The following is a 22,099-nucleotide window of genomic DNA, read 5'->3' on the forward strand; positions in this document are numbered from 1 at the left end:
TTTTTGCAAACAGCCGCCAATCATATCGATCCAGCGTAGTTGGTTCAGCATGTGCGGTTATGGCAAACCCGCACATAACCGTTACATCGCTTATCGGGAAATATCCAGGATTTCCAGCTCCACTTGGCCCGCAGGCACCTGTATCTGCGCTTTATCCCCAATGGATTTGCCCAGCAAACCCTGTGCTATGGGCGACTTGACCGATATCTTACCGGCCTTCAGATCGGCTTCCGTTTCAGACACCAGCTGGTAGGTCATCACACTTCCGTTCTTCACATTCTTCAGCTTCACGATCGACAATGCCAATACCTTGGAAGCATCCAACGTGGATTCATCGATCACACGCGCACTGGACAGGCTCTCTTCCAGCTTTGCAATTTTCGCTTCGTGCAGCCCCTGGGCGTCTTTTGCCGCGTCATATTCGGCATTTTCAGACAAATCCCCCTTGTCGCGCGCTTCCGCAATAGCTTTGGCTATTTTCGCCCGGCCTTCCGTTTTGAGATACTGCAACTCATCCTTGAGTTTTTCCAATCCCTCTTTGCTGTAATACGTTACTTCTGCCATAATTATGAATTAAAAATAAAGTCAAAAAAAGAAGCAAGACCATACCGTCGTGAGGTATGGCCTTGCTCGATTGTTACGAAGATAGGGAATACTTTTTAATAAACAAAAAAAAGTAAGGAATACCGCGCGCCCTATTCCGGGTTGTCGACAAATTTATATCCCATGCCCCTTATAGTCTGCAAATAAGCGGGTTTATCTACATTCAGCTCTATTTTTTTCCGTAAACGCACAATGTGCATATCGAGTGTCCGGGTATTTACGTTGGAGCTATAGCCCCATACCACTTGCATCAGTTCGTCGCGACTGATAACACGGCCGATATTTTGAAGGAAGTACAGCAAGATGCGGTTTTCCAGGATAGTGAGCTCTATCTTCTTTCCATCGCGCACCAGTGAGTGTATATTGGGATGGTGCTCCGTTTCACCAAACGTGTATAGATCTGCTCCGTGGTTGTTGACGAAATATTTCACCTTGTTTTCAATCATCGCTACCAGCACATCCATACTGAACGGTTTGGTAATGTAATCCGACACACCGAAACTGTAGGCATCGATTTTATCGACATCCTGCGATTTGGCTGTCATCATGATAATGAGGTTGGCAAACCCGGCCTTGCGCAAATTTGCGCATACCTCGGCACCTTGCTTGCCCGGGAGCATCCAATCGAGCAGCACAATGTCCGGCTTCTGTTCCAATATCAATCGTTCGGCCTCATCACCATTCCCGGTCTGTACAATCGTATAATTCTCAGACTCGAGCCGGTGAGCAACCAGAAAACGCAAGTTTTCATCGTCTTCGACAATGGCTATTTTGATGTTCTTATGCATAATTTAAAAGTCAAAAGTCAAAAGGAAAAACCAAGGGCAAGATAATCAATCCAACGGAAATACGATACTGAACGTTGTACCGCTGCCCAATTCACTTTCAACCGTGATATTTCCGCCCATGAAGTTAACCAATTCTTTGCAAAATGCAAGCCCTAAACCTACGCTGCCCTTTTGGTTATATTGGTTCTGCACACGGTAAAACTTCTTGAATATGTGCTCCAGCTCTTTTTTGGCAATACCGATACCCCTGTCGGAAAACCGCATAACTACCTGCTTCTTTGTTTGCGCCACGTTAATCTCCAACAATGCGCTTTCCGGCTTGGAGTATTTATAAGCATTATCGATCAAATTTTGGAAAATGCTGCCCAATAACACCGGATCCACAAAAAGTGTCTTTTTTGCATCCACCCGGCATCGCACATCGAAATCACCATACTTAATACGCGTAGCCGCCAATACCTTATCGCAAAATTCGTGCAAATCGACCTCTTCGCGCTTCATCTTAATCGATTTGTTTTCGATCTGCGTAAAGGAAAGCAGGGTATTCATCAAGTTGTTCAACTTATCTGCTTCTTCATCCAATATCTTCCCGTAGTGCCGCCGTTCATTGTCCGAGAGCTGTTTGGCGCTATGGATGTTATTACCGGCGATCTTGATTACGCTCACGGGAGTCTTAAACTCGTGCGTCAGGTTGTTGATGAAATCGTATTGCAATTTGAACAGACGCCTGTTCACATACAGATTGCGGTAAATCAAGTAGGCCACAATAGCCAACAACAGGTATATCCCCACCACGCCGGCCATCACCGGCAGGAAACGCCGGTTAATCTCTGACCGCAAAAACGGGCGGCTGGAACTGAAATAGATCTTGTAATCGGCCAACGCACCGGGCAGGGGGGTTTCCGTGGTCAATAGGTTGGGGTCTGTATCCATAGATTCGTAGACCAGTGGCTGTATTTGGACTTGCTGGTATAACTGCGGCACCGTGTTGGTGAGCGATAGCTTGTTCGGATTGATAAAGTACGTCAGGATATCCTGCTCGTATACTGCACCGGGCACATGCTGCCCATACATCAGTTCCTTGTATATCTTAAGGTCGTCGCGCCGCGGAATATTCATGTACGATATTTTTCCCGGCGTGACCGAATAGAAGACTTTAAAGATATCGTCATCGTGCAGCGCCTTAGCCGTATCCACCCGTTCGATAAACGCAGCGAATTTCACAGCCATATTGTTGAAATCGTCTGACAACGAAAGCGGCAAATGCCTATTGTTATTCACCGCCGGCGACAAACTATCTGGTTTGCTGTATGCGCTGAACTGATACACCCCTTTTGGGTATACCACCAGGTTGTTGGCTGAAAAACCATAGTCTATATCCTCCTTATTGCTCAACGACACATCGTAAAACACGATCCGCTCGACAAAGGGATATGTTTGCAGCACACTGTCGGCATATACCGAAACCCCGGCCGAATCCAGGTAACCCTGGTAGAACGATATCTCGGGTATTCGGTTGTGAAAGAAATTATTAAACGGACCGATATTATATTCGAGCACCTCCACCTTGCGCGACGAAAACTCGTTTTCGACATACGTAACGGTAAGGTCGCGGGCGAGGAAGGTGGCCAACACAAATGAAGCAACCACAACGACGATAAATGCGCTAACCAATATATAGTTTACGCGGTAGGTGTTGCGTTGATGGGTCATTTCAAATACTTTTCAAAAAAGGCACCCAACTCCCGGTAAAACTGTACCCGGTTATCTTCGTTGCGGAAAAAACGCCCTTCTTCTTCGCGCAGCATGTACGTGATGGGGATGTTTCGTTTCCTCAACTTCTGCACGAATTGGTTGGTCTCGTTTACGGCACTCCAACTATCTTTTCCCCCTTGCGCAATGAAGACCGGTATATCGATGTTTTCCGAATGGAACACCGGCGACATGGCTTTAATCAGTCCGGGCTCGGTCTCAGGATTGCCGATAATTTCATAGTACATCTGCAGGTAAGGGGTAAGGTGTGGCGGGATTTCCTTGAGGTAGGTAAACAAGTTGGTAAAACCGGAATACGAAGCCGCACAGGCATAAAGGTCCGAGTTAAAGCACGCACCATGCAGGGCAGCGTATCCGCCGAAACCGGCCCCGTAGATGCCTATCCGCGAGGGGTCACCGATGCCTTCGTCAATGAGCCACCGCACCCCATCGGTGATATCGTCTTGTATTTTACCGCCCCACTCCTTGAACCCTGCCGACCAAAACGCTTTTCCATACCCCGTTGAGCCGCGGTAGTTGACCTGGAAAACCGCAAACCCACGGTTAGCGAAAAATTGGACAACAGGGTTAAACCCCCATTTACTTCGGGCGCCGGGGCCTCCGTGTGGATACACGATCACGGGCACTTTCCTTCCGTTGGCATCGGGCGGCATGGTCAGGTACCCCTGTATCTGGCGCCCATCGCGCGATTGATAGGTAATGGGCCTCATTTCGGCGAGCATACAATCGCGCAGCGCCGGGCTATTGTCTGCCAGTTTCACCAGCGTGTCGCCCGCCATATCGTAGTAGTAGGTGGCACCCGGATCCTTGTCGGTAAACGTGCGCACGATGAATCGGTTGCGCGCCGTGTCCCGATCCAATATATCTATTTCATACCCCGTTAGCTTTTGGCCGATGGTCCTATACACCTGTTCAGTTCTCCTATCGAGGAAATGCCGTTGCTGTTTCCACGTAGCATAGGCGGCATAGGCCATCTCCCCGCGATCAATGGAATAGCCGCCGTGGTCGATATCCACATCCGGATGGCTGTAAATCACCCCAACTTCGGCTCCTGTATTCATATCTATTTCAACGAGTGCCAACTTATCCCGGTTCAAGTTAGACAATGCGAACACGTGGCTCCGCTTCCCGGTCGAAAAACCAAGTGGCATGATCGAGTTCCTGAAACTATTGCTCATAACCGGCCGAAACGGGTCCTTTTCGCTATCGCGATACAGCATGGTTTCCTTTACGCTGTCGCTGGCCAGCGCCAACCGCAATTCGCCATCCAGATCCGCATACCACCTGATGATGTTGCCCGGATTCCTGGCAACGAGTTCTCGCTGGCAGGCATCGGTACGGAGCCTGTACACATCAAAAACAGACGAATCCCGTTCATTCAGCGAAATCAAAAAGCTATTGTTGATCACTTTGGTGGGCGATATCCAATGTAATTTTACCGCGGATGGGGGCATCAGATGCCTCACAGCCGATGTAGCGCGGTGTACCGCAAATATCTGGAGGCTATCCTGCCGTTTGTCTTTCGTAAAAACCAACTCCTCGTCATTGGCCCAAAAATAAGATTGGATGCCCCGCTCGGTTTCGGTGGTGACGCGTTGCGCCTCCCCCTCTTCGCCGGTATCCATGACGTAGATGTTTTTCTCATCGTTATACAACCCCAGATAGGCAATATATTCCCCGTTCGGCGATATCCGGAAATTGGTCTTCTCCGGCGCCGAGAAAAAATCTTCCACAGGAATCAAGCGTCTTTTCTGGCCATCACAGCCTTTCAAGAAGCAAGAGACCGCAATAACGAACGTTAAAAAAACAGCAGTGCGCAGCATAAATTACAATATTCCCTTCACTGATCAATCAAAGGTGGACAATTTTGCGGTAAAAGGAGGCTATGCAACCTTAATTTTACACGCTTAAATATCTGCAATAAACTCCGCTTATCCAACCGGCACCGATGATTAGTTTTCGACATATTGCTTATCTTCGCGCCATGTATTTGTACAATGTCTCTGTTATTGTTGAAAACGACATCCGCGACGCTGTGAAACGACACCTCCATGCAACGGTGGTTGGCAAACAACCGCTTGGCGGATCCTTGTCGCTATTGGAGTTGTTGGACTCGCCGCATGAGGGCACCACGTACTGCATCCAACTCCGCTGCCAAGACAGAACGGATATCGTAGCATTCCAATCGCATTGGCTCGCAGCACTCCAAACAGGGTTTAATGAAACCCATCCGGGGAAAGTTGTCTTTTTCGACAGCACCATGAAATACCTCAACGACTAACAACATGAACTTCACAGCCACCCCCATACCCGGACTTATCGTCGTAGAACCACAAATATGGACCGATGACCGGGGTTATTTTACCGAAACCTACAACGAGCAAACGTTCCACGCAAACGGCGTTGATGAAACGTTCGTGCAAGACAATCTTTCATACTCGCATCGTGGCGTATTGCGCGGCATGCATGCCCAAGCCGGGCCGCAGGCACAGGGCAAACTGGTCCGCGTGCTACGCGGTAGCGTGTTGGATGTCGCCGTCGACATCCGTAGGCAATCAGACACGTATGGCCAGTCTTTCTCCATCGTACTGAATGCTGGTCAAGCCAAGGCTTTGTGGATTCCCAAGGGCTTCCTACACGGGTTTCTAGCGCTCGAAGACCATACGGTATTCGCCTATAAAGTCACCGGATTTTACGACAAGGAGGGCGAAGTGGGTGTTCGCTGGGACGACCCCGACCTGCATATCGAATGGCCCATGCAACCGGAAGAGCTGATTATCTCGGAAAAGGACCAAAAACTACCGCGGCTGAGCGAGATCACGAGTCCGTTTTAGCCAGCTCGTCTTCGTATTTAGGGTCGTATTTTACCTTCGGCGTCAGGTAATGGAGAAGGATAAGGCGCGAATACCGGTAATTGAAGGGCGCAGAAACAGCAATAGCCACCAACAACACCGCCAGGTATACCCAAGGCGACTCACTTTTGGTAAACTCATAGGTCAATAGTCCGACGATGACAAGCTGCGCCATCGAGAGCCCGTAACTCACGTACATAGCCGCATAGAAATATCCCGGTTCGATTTCAAAACGGAAGCCGCAATGCGGGCATATATCGTTCATCCGTTGCTTCTTCATCCCATAGGGGCTACCTACGAACATGTGCCCCACCCGGCATTTAGGGCACTTGGAAGCAGCGATTGCCTTGATCTTCGAAGTATGTGTGGGCATGTGGGTGCTAATTCAGCACGATGGGTTCATCGTCCATGGTCACCGTCTTCTTGCTCCGGTATTTCGTATACCACAGCACGCCCACACCCACTGCTGCGAGGTAGGGAATGGCCAATAAAAACAGAATGCCCCTATTCAGGCCCTTGCCTTGGCTGTTGCCGTTTTGGGTGGCATTCTCGGCGGTGAGTGTACACATGGCACATTGCGCATCGGCACGATCTGGGATCACGGCTGTCAGTGCAACTGCCAGCACCATCGTTCCTATGAAACGCTTCATGATATTCATAATGCAAAGCTAGCGAAACTTGCGGGGATATGCAAACGGGCGGCAGTCGCAACGACACCTACCAAAATAATCCATAATCCGATTAATTTAATCATTTTTCCGTCGGCTATGGTTTCCGTTCTTTGTTTCATAAACTGATGCAATAATGGAAACCATGACAAATACGTTACCCGAACTGGATCGGCTGTACGAAATCAGCGACGAACAAGTACAGGAGTTTGCCCGGAACGGCCACACGCAGACCTTAAATCTCCTCAATGCAGACGAGGCACTGGTTTACCGCAACGTGATCAGCGCTGCTGCCGACAAGTTCAATGAGGAAAAACGCAACCTTGCCGATCGCGACACGTATGGCAAAGCGTTTTTGCAAATCATGAACCTATGGCGCGTGGATGAAGGTGTGAGAAAATTTGTTTTAGCCAAACGCTTCGCGCACGTTGCTGCCCGGTTGCTGGGGGTAGCGAACGTGAGGCTGTACCACGACCAAGCCTTATTTAAAGAGCCCGGCGGCGGCCCGACGCCGTGGCACCAGGACCAGAATTACTGGCCGCTTGACACGGACAAGACCATTACCATGTGGATGCCGCTGGTGACTATTCCCAGTGCGGAAATGGGCATGCTGACCTTCGCTTCGGGGTCACACCGCAACGGCAACGTATTTGATTTCGTTATTTCGGACGAGTCGGACGATGCGTTTGAACAATTTGTACGCCAGGAACGCTTCCCGCTTACCCGGCCGGCTGCATTGAACGCGGGCGACGCCACCTGGCATAACGGATTCACCATCCATAACGCACCCGGAAATGATTCCGACCGGATGCGCGAGGTGATGACCATTATCTATTATGCCGACGGCACCAAGATAAGTGCACCCCAACATGAATTCCAGGAGAATGACCTCAAAACGTGGCTCGGCAATAAAGCGCCGGGATCCGTGGCCGACTCGGAACTGAATCCATTGTTACTTTAAACGGCATGAAACACCAACGCCCTTTACGACTAGGCTTGGCGTGCGCCATCCTCTTGAGCACGACCAGCTGCCAAAACACGCCGGCACCTGTTGATACGACACCCGCCGATGAAATTATATACCACGTATTCCAGCGCAGCTTTTATGACAGTAATGGCGATAGCCACGGCGACCTGGCAGGCCTTGCGGAGAAACTGGACGACCTGCAGGAACTGGGTATCACGGCCATCCTCCTTACCCCGCTGTACGAATCGGTGTATTACCATAACTATTTCTCATCCGATTTCGAAAAAATAGACCCGACGTATGGCGACAAGGCGGCATACCTTTCCCTCGTGCAGGAAATCCACCGCCGGGGGATGAAAATCTATATGGATATGGAGACCCAATACGTCACGGAAGACCATCTGTGGTGGCGCGATTCCTACGGCAATCCGGCTTCGCTCTATAGCGACTACATTATTTACAACGACAGTGCGCAGACGCAGCCCGAATCCATTGTATTTAACCTCACTGAACTGCTGGGCTACGATGGTACCGTCCGTAAGATAACGACGGTCAACCTCGACCATCCCGCGGTTCTGGAATACAACTTCCAATTATTCAGCCATTGGATCGATCCCAACGGCGACGGCCGGTTTGACGATGGCGTAGACGGTTTCCGTTTAGACCATATGATGGATGACCTGGATAACAAGGGGATCCTGCCCCAATTGTTCCGGACATTCTGGGTACCACTTATTGAGCGGCTGAAAGTGGTCAACCCCGATGTACAGTTTATGGCCGAACAGGCCGATTGGGGATCGTACGGATTCGATTACTTGGAACGGGGTGGCGTGGACCGCGTGTTTGCCTTCCGTGTTCAGCAAGCTGCGCGGACATTGGACAAAGCACGTATCGAGGCCTTTGCCGACACGACGTTTGGCAACACGCCGGCCGGAAAAAAACAAATCATGTTTATCGAAAACCACGACATCCCCCGTTTCGCAACCGTGGTGGAGCAACATCCGGGCAAACTGCGGGTAGGCGCGGCCATCAACCTGCTTATCGGCGGCATTCCGTCCATCTACTACGGGCAGGAAATCGGTATGCTGGGCCATGCCGAGTTCGGCAGGTATGGAGAAGTGGTCACCGACGCCAATGAAATCCCCTCGCGGGAAGCCTTTGAATGGTATGCATCAGCACAGGGGGAAGGTATGGCGTATTGGTATAAAGATACCGGCCCGTGGTGGGACGAATCCAACATCAAACCAAACGACGGCATCTCGCTGGAAGAACAGCGTGCCGACGACCAATCGCTTTGGAACTATTACCGCTCGCTAATCGCCCTGCGCCGCGACCACGATGCACTGGTTAACGGTAGCTACCACACCATCCCGAACAACACCGCCAATATCCTTTCTTTTATGCGGGAGAGCCCCAAGGAACGAATATTGGTCGTTATCAATCTAGGGGATTTCAGCGAAAGTTTATCGCTCGACGGCGATGATGGGCACCAGGAACCAATGGGCACCCTAGATCAGCTTTGGGGAAAAACCCCTTTCAAGCAGGGAGCGGGCAAAATAGCCATCGATGACATCCCTCCTTACAGCGTCCATGTATTCCGGATGGATGGGAAGATGCGGTGATCCGTAGCCGTTCAAATGGCAAACTGGCGTCGGTAGTGAAGCGGGCTTAACTTGGTCCGCCGTTTGAAAGCACGATAAAAAAAAGACATATCCGCAAACCCACTTTCGAAGGCAATCTCGGTGATGGGCTTATCGGTTTGCACGAGCTGCTGGGTGGCGTGATTGATCCGGTAGTCCATCACCGCATCCATGAACGTTTTCCGGGTGGCTTTCTTGAAATATTTACAGAAGGCGTGTGGTGTCATGTGGGCGAGTGATGCCGCTTCTTTCAACGAGACCTTACCCCTGAACTGGTCTACCAGATAGGCCAGCACCGGCCCCATCCGCTGCTGGTCGGCCACCGCGGGCAATACCGTGATACTATCCGCACTGAACGCCACGCGATCGCCATCTTCGGCCAGTTGTTGGAGGATTTCCAGCAATCCGGTAAACCCATACAGCCCGTGCTTATCGGCCAAGTTACGAAAGGTGCTTTCCATTCGATGGGACAATGAAGCACCGGACCGAAAGCCTACGGTGGTATGGACCAACAAGTTATGGATATCTGTCAGCTCCTTCTTTGTAGCCAGGCCATTGCCGAGCATATCAGGCGAAAACTGAATGACGATAGCTTGGGCACTAGCGTTCGTGTCGATGGTCGCATCCAATTTCCAGCAATGGGGCACGTTGGGGGCAACAAGCACCAAATCACCTGCCCCGAAACGCTCCATGTGGCTACCCACATACCGCTTCCCCTCCCCCTGCACCACGTATGTCAGTTCGAACTCCGGATGGAAATGGTAAGGGGCGTCAAAGGCTTCCGCGCCAAAGTTGCGGAGCAGAAACGCATGGTCATCGGGCGTTTGCACATATTCGGGAGAGGCTTTGCGCATCATCAATCCTCCTCCACCCGTAACACGCACACCGCCGCCGCCAACATGAGCACGCCAGCCATCACCAGCGAAAATATGGCGTGGCCACCAAATGCGTACTTGACAATATAGCCGCCGAAAAAGCCATTGACCAGCTGGGGAAAGGTGATAAAAAAATTGAAAATACCCATATATACCCCCATTTTGTACGTGGGTATGCTTTTGGAAAGGATGGCGTACGGCATTGCCAGTATACTCCCCCAAGCGATACCGATACCGACCATCGGGACAACGAGGTACGTGGGGTTGCCAATAAAAAACATCGAAACGAGCGATATTCCACCCGCAGCCAACGATACGGCATGGCTCCCGCGCTGGCCCAGCCGTTTCGCGATAAAGGGGAGCATCAATGCATATAGTGCGGCTACACCATTGTATATGCCGAATAGGAAACCCACCCAATTGGCCGCGTCGGCATACTGGGTAGAAGCCGTATCTTCAGGCCTGACGCCGTACACGTGCTGGGCAATAGCCGGCGTAGTGAACACCCACATGGAAAACAGGGCGAACCACGAAAAAAACTGTACCACCCCCAACTGCTTCATCGCCTTGGGCATCCGTGCGAAATCGGTGAATATAACGGCAATACCTTTGCGCGTGGCGGCAATTTCGTCGACTGGCGGTGCTGCATCTTCGTCAAATCCCGCTACCTCCGCAGGTGTGTATTCGCGGGTGGTGACCACCGTCCATAATATGGCTAGCACCAATACCGCGGCACCGGCGTAAAATGAATAGATCACGTTATCCGGCACGTGCCCCGGCGCGGCCGTCTTCGCTACCCCCATGTACTCGGCAAAGATGTAGGGAAGCCATGAGCCTATCACAGCGCCCACACCGATAAGGAACGATTGTACGGAAAACCCGGTGCTGCGCTGCTCGTGTGGCAACTTATCGGCAACAAGTGCCCGAAACGGCTCCATGGCGACGTTGAACGATGCATCCATAATCATTAACATGCCTGCCCCTATCCAGATGGCAGGCATCACCATGGTTAATACCGCCGCATTGGGCATCAATATCAACGCTACAGCCGACAGCAGTGCCCCGCCCAGAAAGTAGGGCCGTCTACGGCCCAGCCGCGTCCACGTGCGATCGCTATAGTGGCCAACGATGGGTTGGATGATCATGCCGGTCAAGGGCGCAGCCAACCAAAAGAGCGACAGATGCTCCACATCGGCACCGAACGTCTGCAATATCCGCGATGCGTTACCGCTTTGCAGGGCAAAACCGAACTGGATACCGAGAAAGCCCAAGCTCATGTTTACGATCTGGGCGATACTTAATCGTGGCTTTTTTTTCAGCGTCATCGTTGGTTAGTTGGTTAACTTTTTTACGAGCGACTAATAATAAGGAATTTTGCTTAAAATCAGAAATGCTTGTTCATGCTTTTTCATAGTTGGGCGTGGCGACGGTCGCTTTTTTATCTACGGCAAGGTGTTCACCAAAAACGGTGATGGATGCTGGCTGTTCACCATCATTGGAAAACGTAACCGCTTTGGGCGTGATATGCACCGTAAGCAATGCACCCCTGAACCTGACCCTGAACGTGTATGATGTCCATTTCCCCGGCACCATGGGGTTGAAATGTAGGCGGCCATCCCGTACCCGCATGCCCGCAAAGCCCTCCACGACGCTCATCCATGTGCCAGCCATCGAGGTGATGTGAAGTCCATCTTCGGTGTCGTTGTTGTAATCGTCGAGGTCGAGCCTTGCGGTGCGAAGGTAAAACTGGTATGCGCGCGCCTCATCCCCTAACCTGGCAGCAAGGATGGCGTGGACGCAGGGCGACAGCGAGCTTTCATGTACCGTAAGGGGTTCGTAGAAATCGTAATTACGGCGGATGGTCTCCACGTCAAAACGATCTTCGAGCAAATAAAGGCCCTGCAGTACATCTGCCTGTTTTATATAGCAAGAGCGTAGGATCCGATCCCAGCTCCAATGTTGGTTGAGTGGGCGTTGTTCATCGGGGATATCCGTTGCGGGAACCAATGCCTTGTCCAGAAAGCCATCCTGCTGCAGGAAAATACCCCGGGCCTCGTCGACTGGATAGTACAGCTGACTCCTAATCATTGCCCATCGATCGGTTTCAGAGGTTTGCAGGGCGGTCTTGGCCACAATGGCCGCGTACCGTTCCGCATTCGACTCCCGCACTTCACCCAGCGCACTGATGGTGTACTCCAGGCACCAGCTCGCTATCGTGTTGGTATACCAATTGTTATTGACATTATTTTCATACTCGTTCGGGCCCGTCACGCCAAGCATGACATAGCGTTGGCGTACTTCGCTCCAGTTAACACGCTGTGCCCAGAACCGGGCAATGCCAATGAGCACCTCCAGGCCGTATTGGGCCAGGTAGGAAGTGTCTCCGGTATAACGGATATAATTGTATATCGCAAACGCAATCGCACCGTTCCGGTGGATTTCCTCAAACGTTATTTCCCATTCGTTATGGCATTCCTCGCCGTTTATCGTTACCATCGGGTACAGGGCAGCTCCCGCCCCGAACCCCAGCTTTTCCGCATTTGCTATCGCTTTGGGCAAGTGCTTGTAGCGATACACCAACAGGTTCCGGGCAACCCGCGGAGGCGCCGTGGCCAAATAAAAGGGCAAGCAATACGCTTCCGTATCCCAATAGGTGGAACCGCCGTATTTCTCGCCGGTAAAACCCTTCGGGCCGATATTGAGCCGGTCATCTTCGCCGGTATACGTCTGGTGCAACTGGAAGATATTGAACCGGATGGCTTGTTGCGCGGCTACATCCCCCTCAATACTGACATCACTCTCTGCCCATTTTAACCCCCATGCGTCGGCTTGCTCGGTAAGGAGGCAATCGAAGCCTTTGCCTACCACACGGTCCAGCAATTGCCCGGCACGATCTGCCATTTCCGGTTTTGGATGGTTCTCGGATGAGAGGTTTACCGCATACTTGCGGACTTCAACCGTTTCCCCCTCCAAGATTTCGACGGTCACCGACCGGGCCATGTAATCTTCACGCTCGATAGCCACTTCCCGTGGCGTTAGGTTACCTCCGTCGTGAGTCAGCTCGTAATGCATGCCCGTCGTTACCCAAAAATCGGTCTTCTTTGTACGCATGGTCAACAACGCACGATGTTCGCTGCCACGCTTCGCTACGGGTTCCCAGAACAGCTCATCGTAGTTTGAATCGGCATTCCGCACACCGCCGTCGATATAGGGCGTCATCGCTACGGTTCCCGAGAAATTCTTCGCCGTAATCCGATACCGTATCACCCCGCATTCGTCGTCAACCAGGCTGCAAAAGCGGATGGCCTCTACCTCCACCTCCTTCCCATCGGGAAAGCGTGCCGTGAACTGCCGCAGGAGGTAGCCTTCTTTCATATGGAGCACCCGCTTGAAATGGCTTACCTGCATGGTGTGCAAATCCAACGGCACCCCATCAACAGCAACATCAATCCCTATCCAGTTCGCGGCATTGAGCACTTTGGCGAAATATTCCGGATAGCCGTTTTTCCACCACCCTACACGTGTTTTATCCGGGTAATAAACACCGGCGATGTACGACCCCTGTAGGGTATCGCCCGTATATTGCTCCTCAAAATTGGCCCGCTGGCCCATGCGGCCGTTGCCGATACTGAAAATACTCTCGGAAACCCTGTTCAAGGCCGGGTCAAAACCCATTTCAATAATATGCCACGCATCGTGGACGATGTAATTCTTCATATACGTAATTGGTGGTTATGCACGCCAGTAACGGCGCATCTTCATAACGTTAAATCAACCAGCCCCGGCACGACCATATCCGCACCTTTGAGATCGGCCGGATGACCGATGCCGACCACTTGCATCCCGGCGGCAATGGCCGCTTCGATACCAGCCTGGGCATCCTCGAAAACCAAGCAATCCGATACGGGTACGTCCAACGCCCTGGCCGCGTTGAGAAAGACCTCAGGGTGCGGTTTCGACCGGGAAACCGAGTTGCCATCGATCACGGCGTCAAAACACTCGGCCGTACGGGTATGCGCTAAAATCAATTGCGCATTCTTGCTTGCCGAGCCCAGTGCCGTGCGGATTCCTTTGGCCTGCGCTGCCCTAAGCAGGCGGAACGCCCCCGGCAGGACATCCCAATGCGTCATCCCCGCCACGAGTTCCAGGTACCAGTCATTTTTCCGGGCGGCAAGCCGTTGCTTTTCGGTCGATGGCAGGTCCACGTTACCCCAGTCAAGCAAATACTCCAGCGACTGCTGCCGGCTTACCCCTTTCAGCTTTTCGTTCTGCTGCCATGTAAAATCAAACCCCAGCGAATTGGCCAGGCGTTTCCACGCTTGGTAATGGAATGTCGCAGTATCTACCAATACGCCGTCGAGATCAAAAATAAATGCCTTTTTATCGGTAGGCAGGGTGTGTTGGGTCATGCTGTGCGCAGTCAATAGCATACATTATAAAATTTCGAGTACCGTTGTTGATTTAGCTGCTAGTTGGATGGGAGCTGCGATATCGATGGTCGCTCCCGTAATAATATCCCTGGCTTGCGTAGCGGCTTGGATCCGTTCGGCGAACCGATCCGTCGCAACGGCTTTTGTTTCCTCGGCCGTGTTCATGATCACCATGACCGTTTTGTCATCGTTATACCTAAAATAGACGTATACCGCATCTTCAGGCACATACTGCATCAGTTTTCCTGTTTGCAGCACCGGATTATCACGACGATAATTGGCGAGCTTCCGCACATAATAAAACAGCTCATTCTCCCACGCCGAGCGGCCCGCTTCGGTGAATTTATCGACCGTATCCGTTGGCCATCCGCCGGGGAAATCGTCCCGGACCAGCCCATCGGGGTTGGCAAAATTTTTCATGCCGATTTCCGCACCGTAGTACAGCTGCGGGATACCCCGCGTGGTAAACAGCCAAGCCAGCCCCGATTTGTATTTATCGATGTTCTCCCCGACTTCCGACAGGAAGCGGCTTTTATCGTGATTATCAAGGAATACCACATTCCGGTACGCATCTTCGTATACAAAATCATTGGCGAGAACACTGTAGAGCCGGTTCACGCCGTCGGTCCACCCGAACTGGCCGTTCATCGCCTCGATAACGGCGAAATGGGTCTGAAAATCGGTCACGCCGGGCATGTGGCTGTCGTAATCCTGGTTGATAGTGTTCCCCTGGGTATAAACGGCTTGATTGGGCACACCATGTACCCACGTCTCGCCGAAAAAGGTAAGGTCAGGATACTCCTCCTTCATCCGCTGGCCCCATTCGGCCATATACGTCAGGTCATTATAAGCATACGTATCCAACCGGAAACCATCCACACCGGCATATTCCACCCACCATATGTGGCTCTGTGTAATGTAGTTGCGCACAAAAGGATTGCCGTGGTTCATGTCGGGCATGCTCGGCACAAACCAGCCGTCGCTCATCCGCTTCTTATCGGCTTCCGATGCATAGGGATCAAACAGCACCTGGTCTTTGTACGTCGTGTTGGTATATTCGGGCCACTGGTGCAGCCAGTCGGCCGATGGCGCGTCGAGCACGGTCCAATGCATCAACCCGACGTGGTTATGCACCAGATCTTTCACCAGCTTCATCCCCCGTTTGTGGAGCTCGTCGGCCAGCTCCCGGTACAGCGCATTGTCGCCGAACCGCGGGTCGATTTCATAATACTCCGTAGCGGCGTAACCATGGTAAGAAGCCTGCTCCATATCGTTGGTGAGCACGGGGTTGAGCCATACCGCGGTAACCCCCATGTCTTGCAGGTAATCCAATCGCCCCATAATCCCTTGCAAATCACCCCCATGCCGGTAATACATCGAGTCGCGGTTGAGGGCGGTCTCCCGCATACCTGCCACCACGTCGTTGGACGGGTCCCCATTGGCAAACCGATCGGGCATGATGAGGTAAATGAAATCCTCGCTTGTAATGCCCTGGGCTTTGGGCCGATTCCGTTCCCTGTCTTTCAGCTCGTAGGCGTACGTAACGGATGGCTTGCCTGATTTAGAAAACCGGATATCCACTTGGCCTGCCTTAGCAGCGGTACCGATGTGGATATCCAGGAAAAGATAGTTTGGGTTTTCTACCCGGTGACTTTTTAATAGCTCCACGCCCGGGTAGTCAACCGAAGGTTCCCACGTTGCGATACTATCGCCATAGACAAGCAGTTGGACTTCGGAGTGTGCCATGCCCACCCACCAGTTGAGCGGCTCCACCCGGTCGATCCGGGTGGATTGGCCATATGCCTGTGCGCCGGCAAGCAACAGAAAGAAAATACATAACCTCATCATTTGCTATTGTTTTTCTATGCTATACGTGTAATAACCGGCGTTCGTCAGATCGAGGGTAATCAGGTAAGTTCCCCCCTCTTCCACCTTGAAATTACCACCACCGTAGGCCAACAGGCCCGCTTTGTCACTTGCTCCGAAATTGATATCCCAACCGCTATTGGCCCTGAATTTCCATTCGCTGGCCGTCATATCCACCGTAGCTGTCCACAGTCCGGTTTCGGTATCATAGACCATCGGAACATCGGTATCCCAGCTTCCCACGGCATCGCCGATCAGTCCCCACGTTGTTTTCGTGGCCGACCAGGTAAGTGCGCCGGTGTTGGCCTTCAACAGGTAAAAGCCTGCCGCTTCGGCTTTGAGGTTTCCGGCACCGCCGTCGGTGCTGAGCATCGATCCGCCGCCATCGCCGTAGTTTATACCATCCCATCCCGGTACACTGGAGAACTTAAATTCCGTATTATCATCCGGAAAATTAACATAACCCTCATACTGTCCGTCGTCATTTGCCGAACCTGCCCTGAAATCATCACTATGCGACCAGCCGTTGAAACCACCTGCGAGATAGAGCGACGGATACCGCACCACATCTTCATAGGGCACCGCGGTGAGATCGATGACATTGGAATAATTAACCCGGTTGGTGGCCATGGCTACCAGTAGGCGGGCTTCCAAGTTTGCGGTTTCACCGGGATTGTATTTGGCGGCGATGAGCGCCTCATTCAGCTCTTTCACCGTGAAGGCTGCCGTTAGCGCGTCTACGGTCTTGGTGGCCACCAGTGTCCGGAATGCGTCACCCGCTTTACCAACCTGGAGGGTATAGGTCACAATGTCGGTAGCTACCTCACTATCCGACCAGGAAAGCTGCATCGCTTCCCAGTCAAAGGCCACGGCCTGGTTGTCTGCCTGTTCACGGTCCAGTTCCAACGCGGTGGCCGAAGCGGTCAGTGTCGGCGTGTCGCCATTGGAAATGGTTACCGGATCGATGTCCTTTTCGCATGCAGCCATCAGCCACAGCAACATGCACCCGGCAAGGGTATTCGTTATAGTGGATTTCATTTTATTCGAGTTCATGGTTCACGATTACTTAATATATCCGTTATTCTGATCCAAATTCGGGTTAGCGATCACGTCGGATGCAGGCAACGGGAAAATGGTCCGGTACGCCTCAACAGCAATCCCTTCCTGTGCACCGCCTTTAAATGGCCATACGTATGCATTACCGGTATACTTACCGAAACGGATCAGGTCGGTACGCCGATGGGCTTCCCAATAAAACTCGCGGAGGCGTTCATCCAAAATAAAATCGAGCGTAATGCTGCTTACATTCCCGTTGGTGTTGCCGAAGGCTCGTTCACGCAGTTCGTTCACGTAGGCTACAGCGGTAGCCATATCGCCGCCCTGGCCGCCGCGGAGCACTGCCTCGGCATAAATCAGATAAGCGTCTGCCAACCGGAACAGAGGGAAGTCCACCGAACATTGCGTGCCGTCGTTCGATGGCGCGGCAGTACCATTACGGTCCACGTTCTTGAATTTCATCACCGCTATCCCCTGGTCAAACAAACTGATATCCTGTATTGCCGGGTTTTCACCGAAAAACATGGCGCGGCTGTCCGTAGCCCCGGTCAGGTCATCAAATTTATCCACAAGGGAAGCCTTAGCCCGGTTGCCGCCCCAGCCACCGTTCGGGATGCCCAGTGACGCGGGGTCCATCGCGCTGTTTGTAGACGAGTTGATCAGGAAGGTTGTGCCGCCGAAATTCTGGGAGTTCACCGCGTCATAGTTGATGGATAGGATAATCTCATTCCGGTGTTGATCATTGTCAGCCAGGAACAGGTTGGCATACGTAGGCTCCAGTGTATAACCCGACTCGATGACCCGATTGCTGTAAGTAATGGCTTCGCCGTATTTGCCGTTCCCTTCGCCGAGATAGACCTCGGCATTGAGGTATAGTTTGGCAAGGAGCAGCCATGCCGCGGCCTTATCGGCCCGGCCGTATTCGTTTTGATGCGGTTCCACCATCATGCTTTCGATAGCCAACAGCTCGGACTCTACATAGGTAAACAGCTCTGCACGTGGAATCTGGCGCGGCGGCACCTTGCTGATGGCATCGGCTTCGGTGATAAACGGCGGGTTACCGAAAAGGTCCATCAGCACCCAGTACTGGTAGGCGCGCAGGAACCGGGCTTCGGTCCGGTACGCACGGATCTCTTCGGCATCGGCTTCGGTGATGTTGCGGCTGCTCAATTTTTCATCCGTGCTTTCACGTAGGAACTCATTGGCCACCGTGATCTGGTAAAGCGACCGCGTATAGAGCCCCTTCAACAGCACGTTGTTTTCATTCCACGTCAGGTGGTTGAGGTCGGAGATGCCGGGATCCTGCACCCAAGCGCAAGCAGCTTCATCGGAAGCAAGCTCCTGCACATTCCAATACAAGCGTAGGAAATCGGACGTACCGGCATCGATGCCTCCAAGATCGCTCGATCCGGACCCACCGCCGCCGGTCAGCGCGAAACTGGCGTATATTTTCACGAATGCCTGTTTGTAACCTTCTGGCGAACTGTAGACCACATCTGCCGTGATGTCATTCGTCGGCTTGAGGTCCAGCGATTTGTGGCAAGACGCCATCAACATCACCGCACCCAACACCATCATATATTTCTTATTTTTCATGATCTCTTCGTTAACTGCTGATTAAAATCCCAAATTCAGTCCTAAAACAAACGTCCGCGGCCGCGGATACACCCGGTTGTCGATACCGCTCTGCACCTCGGGGTCTATCCCGTCATATTTCGAGACGGTAAACACGTTCTGCACATTTGCCGAAATGAGCAGGTTGGCACTGCTGTTGGTGAACAACCGGCCGACGTTATAACTTAATGACAGGTTGTCCATCCGCAGGAATGACGCGTTATGGAGGTAGTAATCACTCATGGCACGGTTGGTTTGGAAATTGCTGTGCAACAAATCTACCGGCGCATTGTTGATGATTCCGGCTGGATTGATGACGTTATTCCGGACAGCCATATTCGACGTGATGTTGTCGTAAACGTAATTGCCGATATTGGCGCGGAGCACGGTATTGATGTTCCATCGTTTGTAGGCCACCCCTGTGCTGAAGCCCAAGATGTATTGGGGAAGCGGTGATTTATACAGGTTACGGTCCAGGTCATTGATGAGGCCATTGCCATCCAGGTCTTCATATACACCTTCCAGTGGCGTACCGTCTTCATGGTAAACCTGCTTATATAGGCGGTAGGTAAACGGCGAATAGCCCACCGTGTGTACCTGTACGTTCTGCCCGGTGCCCCCTTCTATATACCCCACCTCGGTAAAGTAGTTGGGGTCATCCACGGCCGTAAGGTTGGTCACCTTGTTGTGGTTATACGTGAAGTTGAAATCCACTTCCCACGTGAGGTCATCCTGTTGTATGGGAATGGTATTGATATTGAATTCAACACCCGTATTTTCCATGTTACCCACGTTGGTAAGCAGCAGGTTACTGAAATTGGTACCCACCGGGATGGGGATCACGCTCAGCAAGTCTTCGGTCTTCTTATAGTAGACGTCGACCGTACCGCTGATCCGGTTATTTAAAAAGCCATAGTCCAGCCCTGCGTTGTAGGTCGCCGTACTCTCCCAGCGGATATCCTGATCGTAGGCTATCGGAGAATACGACTGGTAGAAGTTGTTGCCCAACTGATACTGCGACTCGCCGGTACTCAGGTAATAATTGGCCAAGTAACTGTAGTTGGCAATCCCATCCTGTTGCCCGGTTTTGCCGTAGCTCAGCCGGAGGTTGAGTGACGAGAGGTTGGCCGCATCGGCGAAGAACGCCTCGTTTTTCAGGCGCCAGGTGAATCCTGCCGAGGGGAAAACACCCCAACGGTTTTCCGGGCTGAAACGGGAGGAACCATCCGTACGCAGCGTACCGGATAAAATGTATTTATCGGCGAGGGTATAGATTGCGCGACCGTAATACGATATCAGTCGATTCTGCGGAATATCGAACGGGAAATTCGGGGTGCTTAATACCGAACCATCCGCCCGGAGCGTCGGGTAGTTATTGCGCGTGGTCTTGTAATCGTAGTAGCCGTAACCTGCCGTCACATCGAGGTTGCTCCGTACGTTCCCTTCAAACGTTTTGCCGTAATTCAAATAAAACTCGGCCACTTTATTGCTGATGTCTGTCAGGTAGCGCGTTTGCGTACCCTGTGTGGAAAAGTTCTGGGCGGCGTGCGCGGGAACGAACACATCGCCTTTTCCCCTGGACACGTCATAACCCAAATTGACGTTTGCGTGTAATTCGGGCAGGAAATGGAAGGAATAATCCAATTGGACGTTTCCGAAACTCCGGTTTACCCGCGCATCGTCATCCCGAAGCTCGATGAGGCCGAGTGGATTACGCGGCGCCAGCGGGTGTGGGATATCGCCTTGCATCCATTCGAAGAAGTTTCCGAACGCATTCTCCTCGTGTATGGGATGGGTGGGATCAAACTGCAACGCGTTGAATATCGCCCCTTGGTTTGCATACATCGAATTTTGCATCGATCCTTTCAGGTTGAGGTCGACTTTGAGGTGATTGTCGAAAAACTTGGGACTCAAGCTGATGGCGGCACTGGTGCGGTCCATCTCGTCGCGCTGCAGGATACCATCCTGCCGGAGGTACCCTACCGACACACGGTACGGAAGGAAGCCCGACGTGCCGGATACGCTCAGGTTGTTGTCGGTAGCAAAGGCATTTCGGTACACCACGTCTTGCCAGTCGACATCTTCAGTGCCCAGCTGGGCCACTTGCGCTTCAGAACCATTGGCTTCGACATAGCTACGCAGTTGGTCGGCCGATAGGACATCCAGCCGACGCCCCAATGTAGCGACGGAGTTCTGGGAGCTGAAGCTCACTCTAGGCCTTCCTGACACTCCTTTTTTGGTGGTGATCAGGATAACCCCGTTGGAGGCACGCGACCCATAGATAGCCGTTGCATTGGCATCTTTGAGAATGGTGAACGACTCGATATCGTTCGGATTGATCAAGCCGAGCGCATTGGGACTGCCGTCGATACCGCCACCGGACAGCGGCACCCCATCGATGACGATGAGCGGGTCGTTGCTGGCATTGAGCGACGCCCCGGCACGGATACGGATGGTACTACCCGCTCCCGGTCGGCCACCATTGGGCGTGATCTGTACGCCGGCAGCTTTCCCCGAAATCAATTGTTCGGGCGTGGTGATGGCCCCTTTTTGGAAATCCTTGGTGGTTACCGTGGTCATGGAACCGGTCAGCTCCCCTTTACGCTGCGTACCGTAGCCGATAACGACCACTTCTTCCAAGCTCTCCGCCGAGGTGACCATCGTGATGCTCACACGCACCGGCTGGCCGGAAACGGCCACCGTTTGGGTGGCTGCTTCGTAACCGATAAAGGTGGCCACCAGGGTGTAGGTGCCGTTTGGCACGTCGGCAAAGGAAAACTCACCGGTGCCGGAAGTGCTGGCGGTAAGGCCGAGTTCCTGGATCGACACGGAGGCCCCTTCCAAGGGAACAAGCTGTTGATCGGTGATGCGCCCGCTTACCGCACCACTCTGTGCATAGGCGAGCACCGCCGAAACCATCAGCAGGCCCGAAAGCATCAATAATCGCTTAATGGAATAGTTGTTCAT

General features: G+C 52.3%; 18 protein-coding genes. 4 read left to right on the top strand and 14 right to left on the bottom strand.

Features of this window, described 5'->3' with window-relative positions:
- Positions 1–90: 90 nt before the first annotated feature.
- The 4 genes from greA to ACEVG1_RS10520 all read right to left on the bottom strand — a co-directional run bounded on the left by greA (position 91) and on the right by ACEVG1_RS10520 (position 4,897).
- Positions 91–564: a transcription elongation factor GreA gene (greA, locus tag ACEVG1_RS10505; RefSeq protein WP_374743619.1), complete on the bottom strand. Its 474-nt coding sequence runs from the start codon at positions 562–564 to the stop codon at positions 91–93.
- A gap of 131 nt (positions 565–695) precedes the next feature.
- A complete protein-coding gene (locus ACEVG1_RS10510) occupies positions 696–1,391 on the bottom strand; it encodes a response regulator transcription factor (RefSeq protein ID WP_374743620.1) in 696 nt (231 codons plus the stop codon).
- 45 nt (positions 1,392–1,436) lie between these two features.
- The gene (locus tag ACEVG1_RS10515) at positions 1,437–3,104 is read right to left on the bottom strand and encodes a sensor histidine kinase (RefSeq protein WP_374743621.1); all 1,668 of its coding nucleotides are present in this window, start codon (positions 3,102–3,104) and stop codon (positions 1,437–1,439) included.
- A complete protein-coding gene (locus ACEVG1_RS10520) occupies positions 3,101–4,897 on the bottom strand; it encodes a prolyl oligopeptidase family serine peptidase (RefSeq protein WP_374743622.1) in 1,797 nt (598 codons plus the stop codon). Before ACEVG1_RS10520 ends, ACEVG1_RS10515 begins: the two co-directional genes overlap by 4 nt.
- Before the next feature lie 251 nt (positions 4,898–5,148).
- On the opposite strand from ACEVG1_RS10520, the gene ACEVG1_RS10525 reads away from it, so the two are divergent.
- Together ACEVG1_RS10525 and rfbC are read left to right on the top strand one after the other, a co-directional pair.
- On the top strand, positions 5,149–5,445 hold the full coding sequence (locus tag ACEVG1_RS10525; protein WP_374743623.1) for a DUF4286 family protein: 297 nt from the start codon (positions 5,149–5,151) through the stop codon (positions 5,443–5,445).
- Positions 5,446–5,449: 4 nt separating this feature from the next.
- Positions 5,450–5,998 (top strand): dTDP-4-dehydrorhamnose 3,5-epimerase, encoded by a 549-nt coding sequence (gene rfbC, locus ACEVG1_RS10530; RefSeq protein WP_374743624.1) that lies wholly within the window; start codon positions 5,450–5,452, stop codon positions 5,996–5,998.
- On the opposite strand, the gene ACEVG1_RS10535 is transcribed toward rfbC, so the two are convergent.
- Together ACEVG1_RS10535 and ACEVG1_RS10540 are read right to left on the bottom strand one after the other, a co-directional pair.
- Entirely contained in the window at positions 5,982–6,389 is a 408-nt protein-coding gene (locus tag ACEVG1_RS10535) for a DUF983 domain-containing protein (RefSeq protein ID WP_374743625.1), read from the bottom strand. The genes rfbC and ACEVG1_RS10535 overlap by 17 nt on opposite strands.
- 7 nt (positions 6,390–6,396) lie before the next feature.
- A complete protein-coding gene (locus ACEVG1_RS10540; protein WP_374743626.1) occupies positions 6,397–6,666 on the bottom strand; it encodes a hypothetical protein in 270 nt (89 codons plus the stop codon).
- Positions 6,667–6,829: 163 nt separating this feature from the next.
- Here ACEVG1_RS10540 and ACEVG1_RS10545 point away from each other — a divergent pair, with 163 nt between their 5' ends.
- Positions 6,830–7,645: a phytanoyl-CoA dioxygenase family protein gene (locus ACEVG1_RS10545; RefSeq protein WP_374743627.1), complete on the top strand. Its 816-nt coding sequence runs from the start codon at positions 6,830–6,832 to the stop codon at positions 7,643–7,645.
- 5 nt (positions 7,646–7,650) lie between these two features.
- Positions 7,651–9,273, top strand: coding sequence for an alpha-amylase family glycosyl hydrolase (locus tag ACEVG1_RS10550; protein WP_374743628.1), 1,623 nt, complete (start codon positions 7,651–7,653; stop codon positions 9,271–9,273).
- Between the two features lie 11 nt (positions 9,274–9,284).
- Here ACEVG1_RS10550 and ACEVG1_RS10555 read toward each other — a convergent pair whose 3' ends face one another.
- The 8 genes from ACEVG1_RS10555 to ACEVG1_RS10590 form a co-directional block, all read right to left on the bottom strand.
- Positions 9,285–10,148: an AraC family transcriptional regulator gene (locus tag ACEVG1_RS10555; protein ID WP_374743629.1), complete on the bottom strand. Its 864-nt coding sequence runs from the start codon at positions 10,146–10,148 to the stop codon at positions 9,285–9,287.
- Positions 10,148–11,491 (bottom strand): MFS transporter, encoded by a 1,344-nt coding sequence (locus ACEVG1_RS10560; protein ID WP_374743630.1) that lies wholly within the window; start codon positions 11,489–11,491, stop codon positions 10,148–10,150. The genes ACEVG1_RS10555 and ACEVG1_RS10560 overlap by 1 nt, the downstream gene beginning before the upstream one ends.
- 73 nt (positions 11,492–11,564) lie before the next feature.
- The gene (locus tag ACEVG1_RS10565; RefSeq protein WP_374743631.1) at positions 11,565–13,883 is read right to left on the bottom strand and encodes a glycoside hydrolase family 65 protein; all 2,319 of its coding nucleotides are present in this window, start codon (positions 13,881–13,883) and stop codon (positions 11,565–11,567) included.
- A 41-nt stretch (positions 13,884–13,924) separates the two neighbouring features.
- On the bottom strand, positions 13,925–14,596 hold the full coding sequence (gene pgmB / locus ACEVG1_RS10570; RefSeq protein WP_374743632.1) for a beta-phosphoglucomutase: 672 nt from the start codon (positions 14,594–14,596) through the stop codon (positions 13,925–13,927).
- A gap of 3 nt (positions 14,597–14,599) precedes the next feature.
- A complete protein-coding gene (locus tag ACEVG1_RS10575; RefSeq protein ID WP_374743633.1) occupies positions 14,600–16,444 on the bottom strand; it encodes a glycoside hydrolase family 13 protein in 1,845 nt (614 codons plus the stop codon).
- Between the two features lie 3 nt (positions 16,445–16,447).
- Positions 16,448–17,515, bottom strand: a complete 1,068-nt coding sequence (locus ACEVG1_RS10580) for a SusE domain-containing protein (protein ID WP_374743634.1) — start codon at positions 17,513–17,515, stop codon at positions 16,448–16,450.
- A 9-nt stretch (positions 17,516–17,524) separates the two neighbouring features.
- On the bottom strand, positions 17,525–19,114 hold the full coding sequence (locus tag ACEVG1_RS10585) for a RagB/SusD family nutrient uptake outer membrane protein (RefSeq protein ID WP_374743635.1): 1,590 nt from the start codon (positions 19,112–19,114) through the stop codon (positions 17,525–17,527).
- A gap of 21 nt (positions 19,115–19,135) precedes the next feature.
- Positions 19,136–22,099: a SusC/RagA family TonB-linked outer membrane protein gene (locus tag ACEVG1_RS10590; RefSeq protein ID WP_374743636.1), complete on the bottom strand. Its 2,964-nt coding sequence runs from the start codon at positions 22,097–22,099 to the stop codon at positions 19,136–19,138.

Source organism: Parapedobacter sp. 2B3 (genome assembly GCF_041925275.1).
Lineage (GTDB): Bacteria > Bacteroidota > Bacteroidia > Sphingobacteriales > Sphingobacteriaceae > Parapedobacter > Parapedobacter pyrenivorans_A.

Bases quoted from the DNA above. Each gene is read 5' to 3' on its own strand.
- ACEVG1_RS10590 (WP_374743636.1), bottom strand. From the start codon at position 22,099: ATGAACAACTATTCCATTAAGCGATTATTGATGCTTTCGGGCCTGCTG.
- pgmB (WP_374743632.1), bottom strand. From the start codon at position 14,596: ATGCTATTGACTGCGCACAGCATGACCCAACACACCCTGCCTACCGAT.
- ACEVG1_RS10575 (WP_374743633.1), bottom strand. From the start codon at position 16,444: ATGATGAGGTTATGTATTTTCTTTCTGTTGCTTGCCGGCGCACAGGCA.
- ACEVG1_RS10550 (WP_374743628.1), top strand. From the start codon at position 7,651: ATGAAACACCAACGCCCTTTACGACTAGGCTTGGCGTGCGCCATCCTC.
- greA (WP_374743619.1), bottom strand. From the start codon at position 564: ATGGCAGAAGTAACGTATTACAGCAAAGAGGGATTGGAAAAACTCAAG.
- ACEVG1_RS10540 (WP_374743626.1), bottom strand. From the start codon at position 6,666: ATGAAGCGTTTCATAGGAACGATGGTGCTGGCAGTTGCACTGACAGCC.
- ACEVG1_RS10510 (WP_374743620.1), bottom strand. From the start codon at position 1,391: ATGCATAAGAACATCAAAATAGCCATTGTCGAAGACGATGAAAACTTG.
- ACEVG1_RS10560 (WP_374743630.1), bottom strand. From the start codon at position 11,491: ATGACGCTGAAAAAAAAGCCACGATTAAGTATCGCCCAGATCGTAAAC.
- rfbC (WP_374743624.1), top strand. From the start codon at position 5,450: ATGAACTTCACAGCCACCCCCATACCCGGACTTATCGTCGTAGAACCA.
- ACEVG1_RS10580 (WP_374743634.1), bottom strand. From the start codon at position 17,515: ATGAACTCGAATAAAATGAAATCCACTATAACGAATACCCTTGCCGGG.
- ACEVG1_RS10545 (WP_374743627.1), top strand. From the start codon at position 6,830: ATGACAAATACGTTACCCGAACTGGATCGGCTGTACGAAATCAGCGAC.
- ACEVG1_RS10525 (WP_374743623.1), top strand. From the start codon at position 5,149: ATGTATTTGTACAATGTCTCTGTTATTGTTGAAAACGACATCCGCGAC.
- ACEVG1_RS10535 (WP_374743625.1), bottom strand. From the start codon at position 6,389: ATGCCCACACATACTTCGAAGATCAAGGCAATCGCTGCTTCCAAGTGC.
- ACEVG1_RS10555 (WP_374743629.1), bottom strand. From the start codon at position 10,148: ATGATGCGCAAAGCCTCTCCCGAATATGTGCAAACGCCCGATGACCAT.
- ACEVG1_RS10565 (WP_374743631.1), bottom strand. From the start codon at position 13,883: ATGAAGAATTACATCGTCCACGATGCGTGGCATATTATTGAAATGGGT.
- ACEVG1_RS10515 (WP_374743621.1), bottom strand. From the start codon at position 3,104: ATGACCCATCAACGCAACACCTACCGCGTAAACTATATATTGGTTAGC.
- ACEVG1_RS10585 (WP_374743635.1), bottom strand. From the start codon at position 19,114: ATGAAAAATAAGAAATATATGATGGTGTTGGGTGCGGTGATGTTGATG.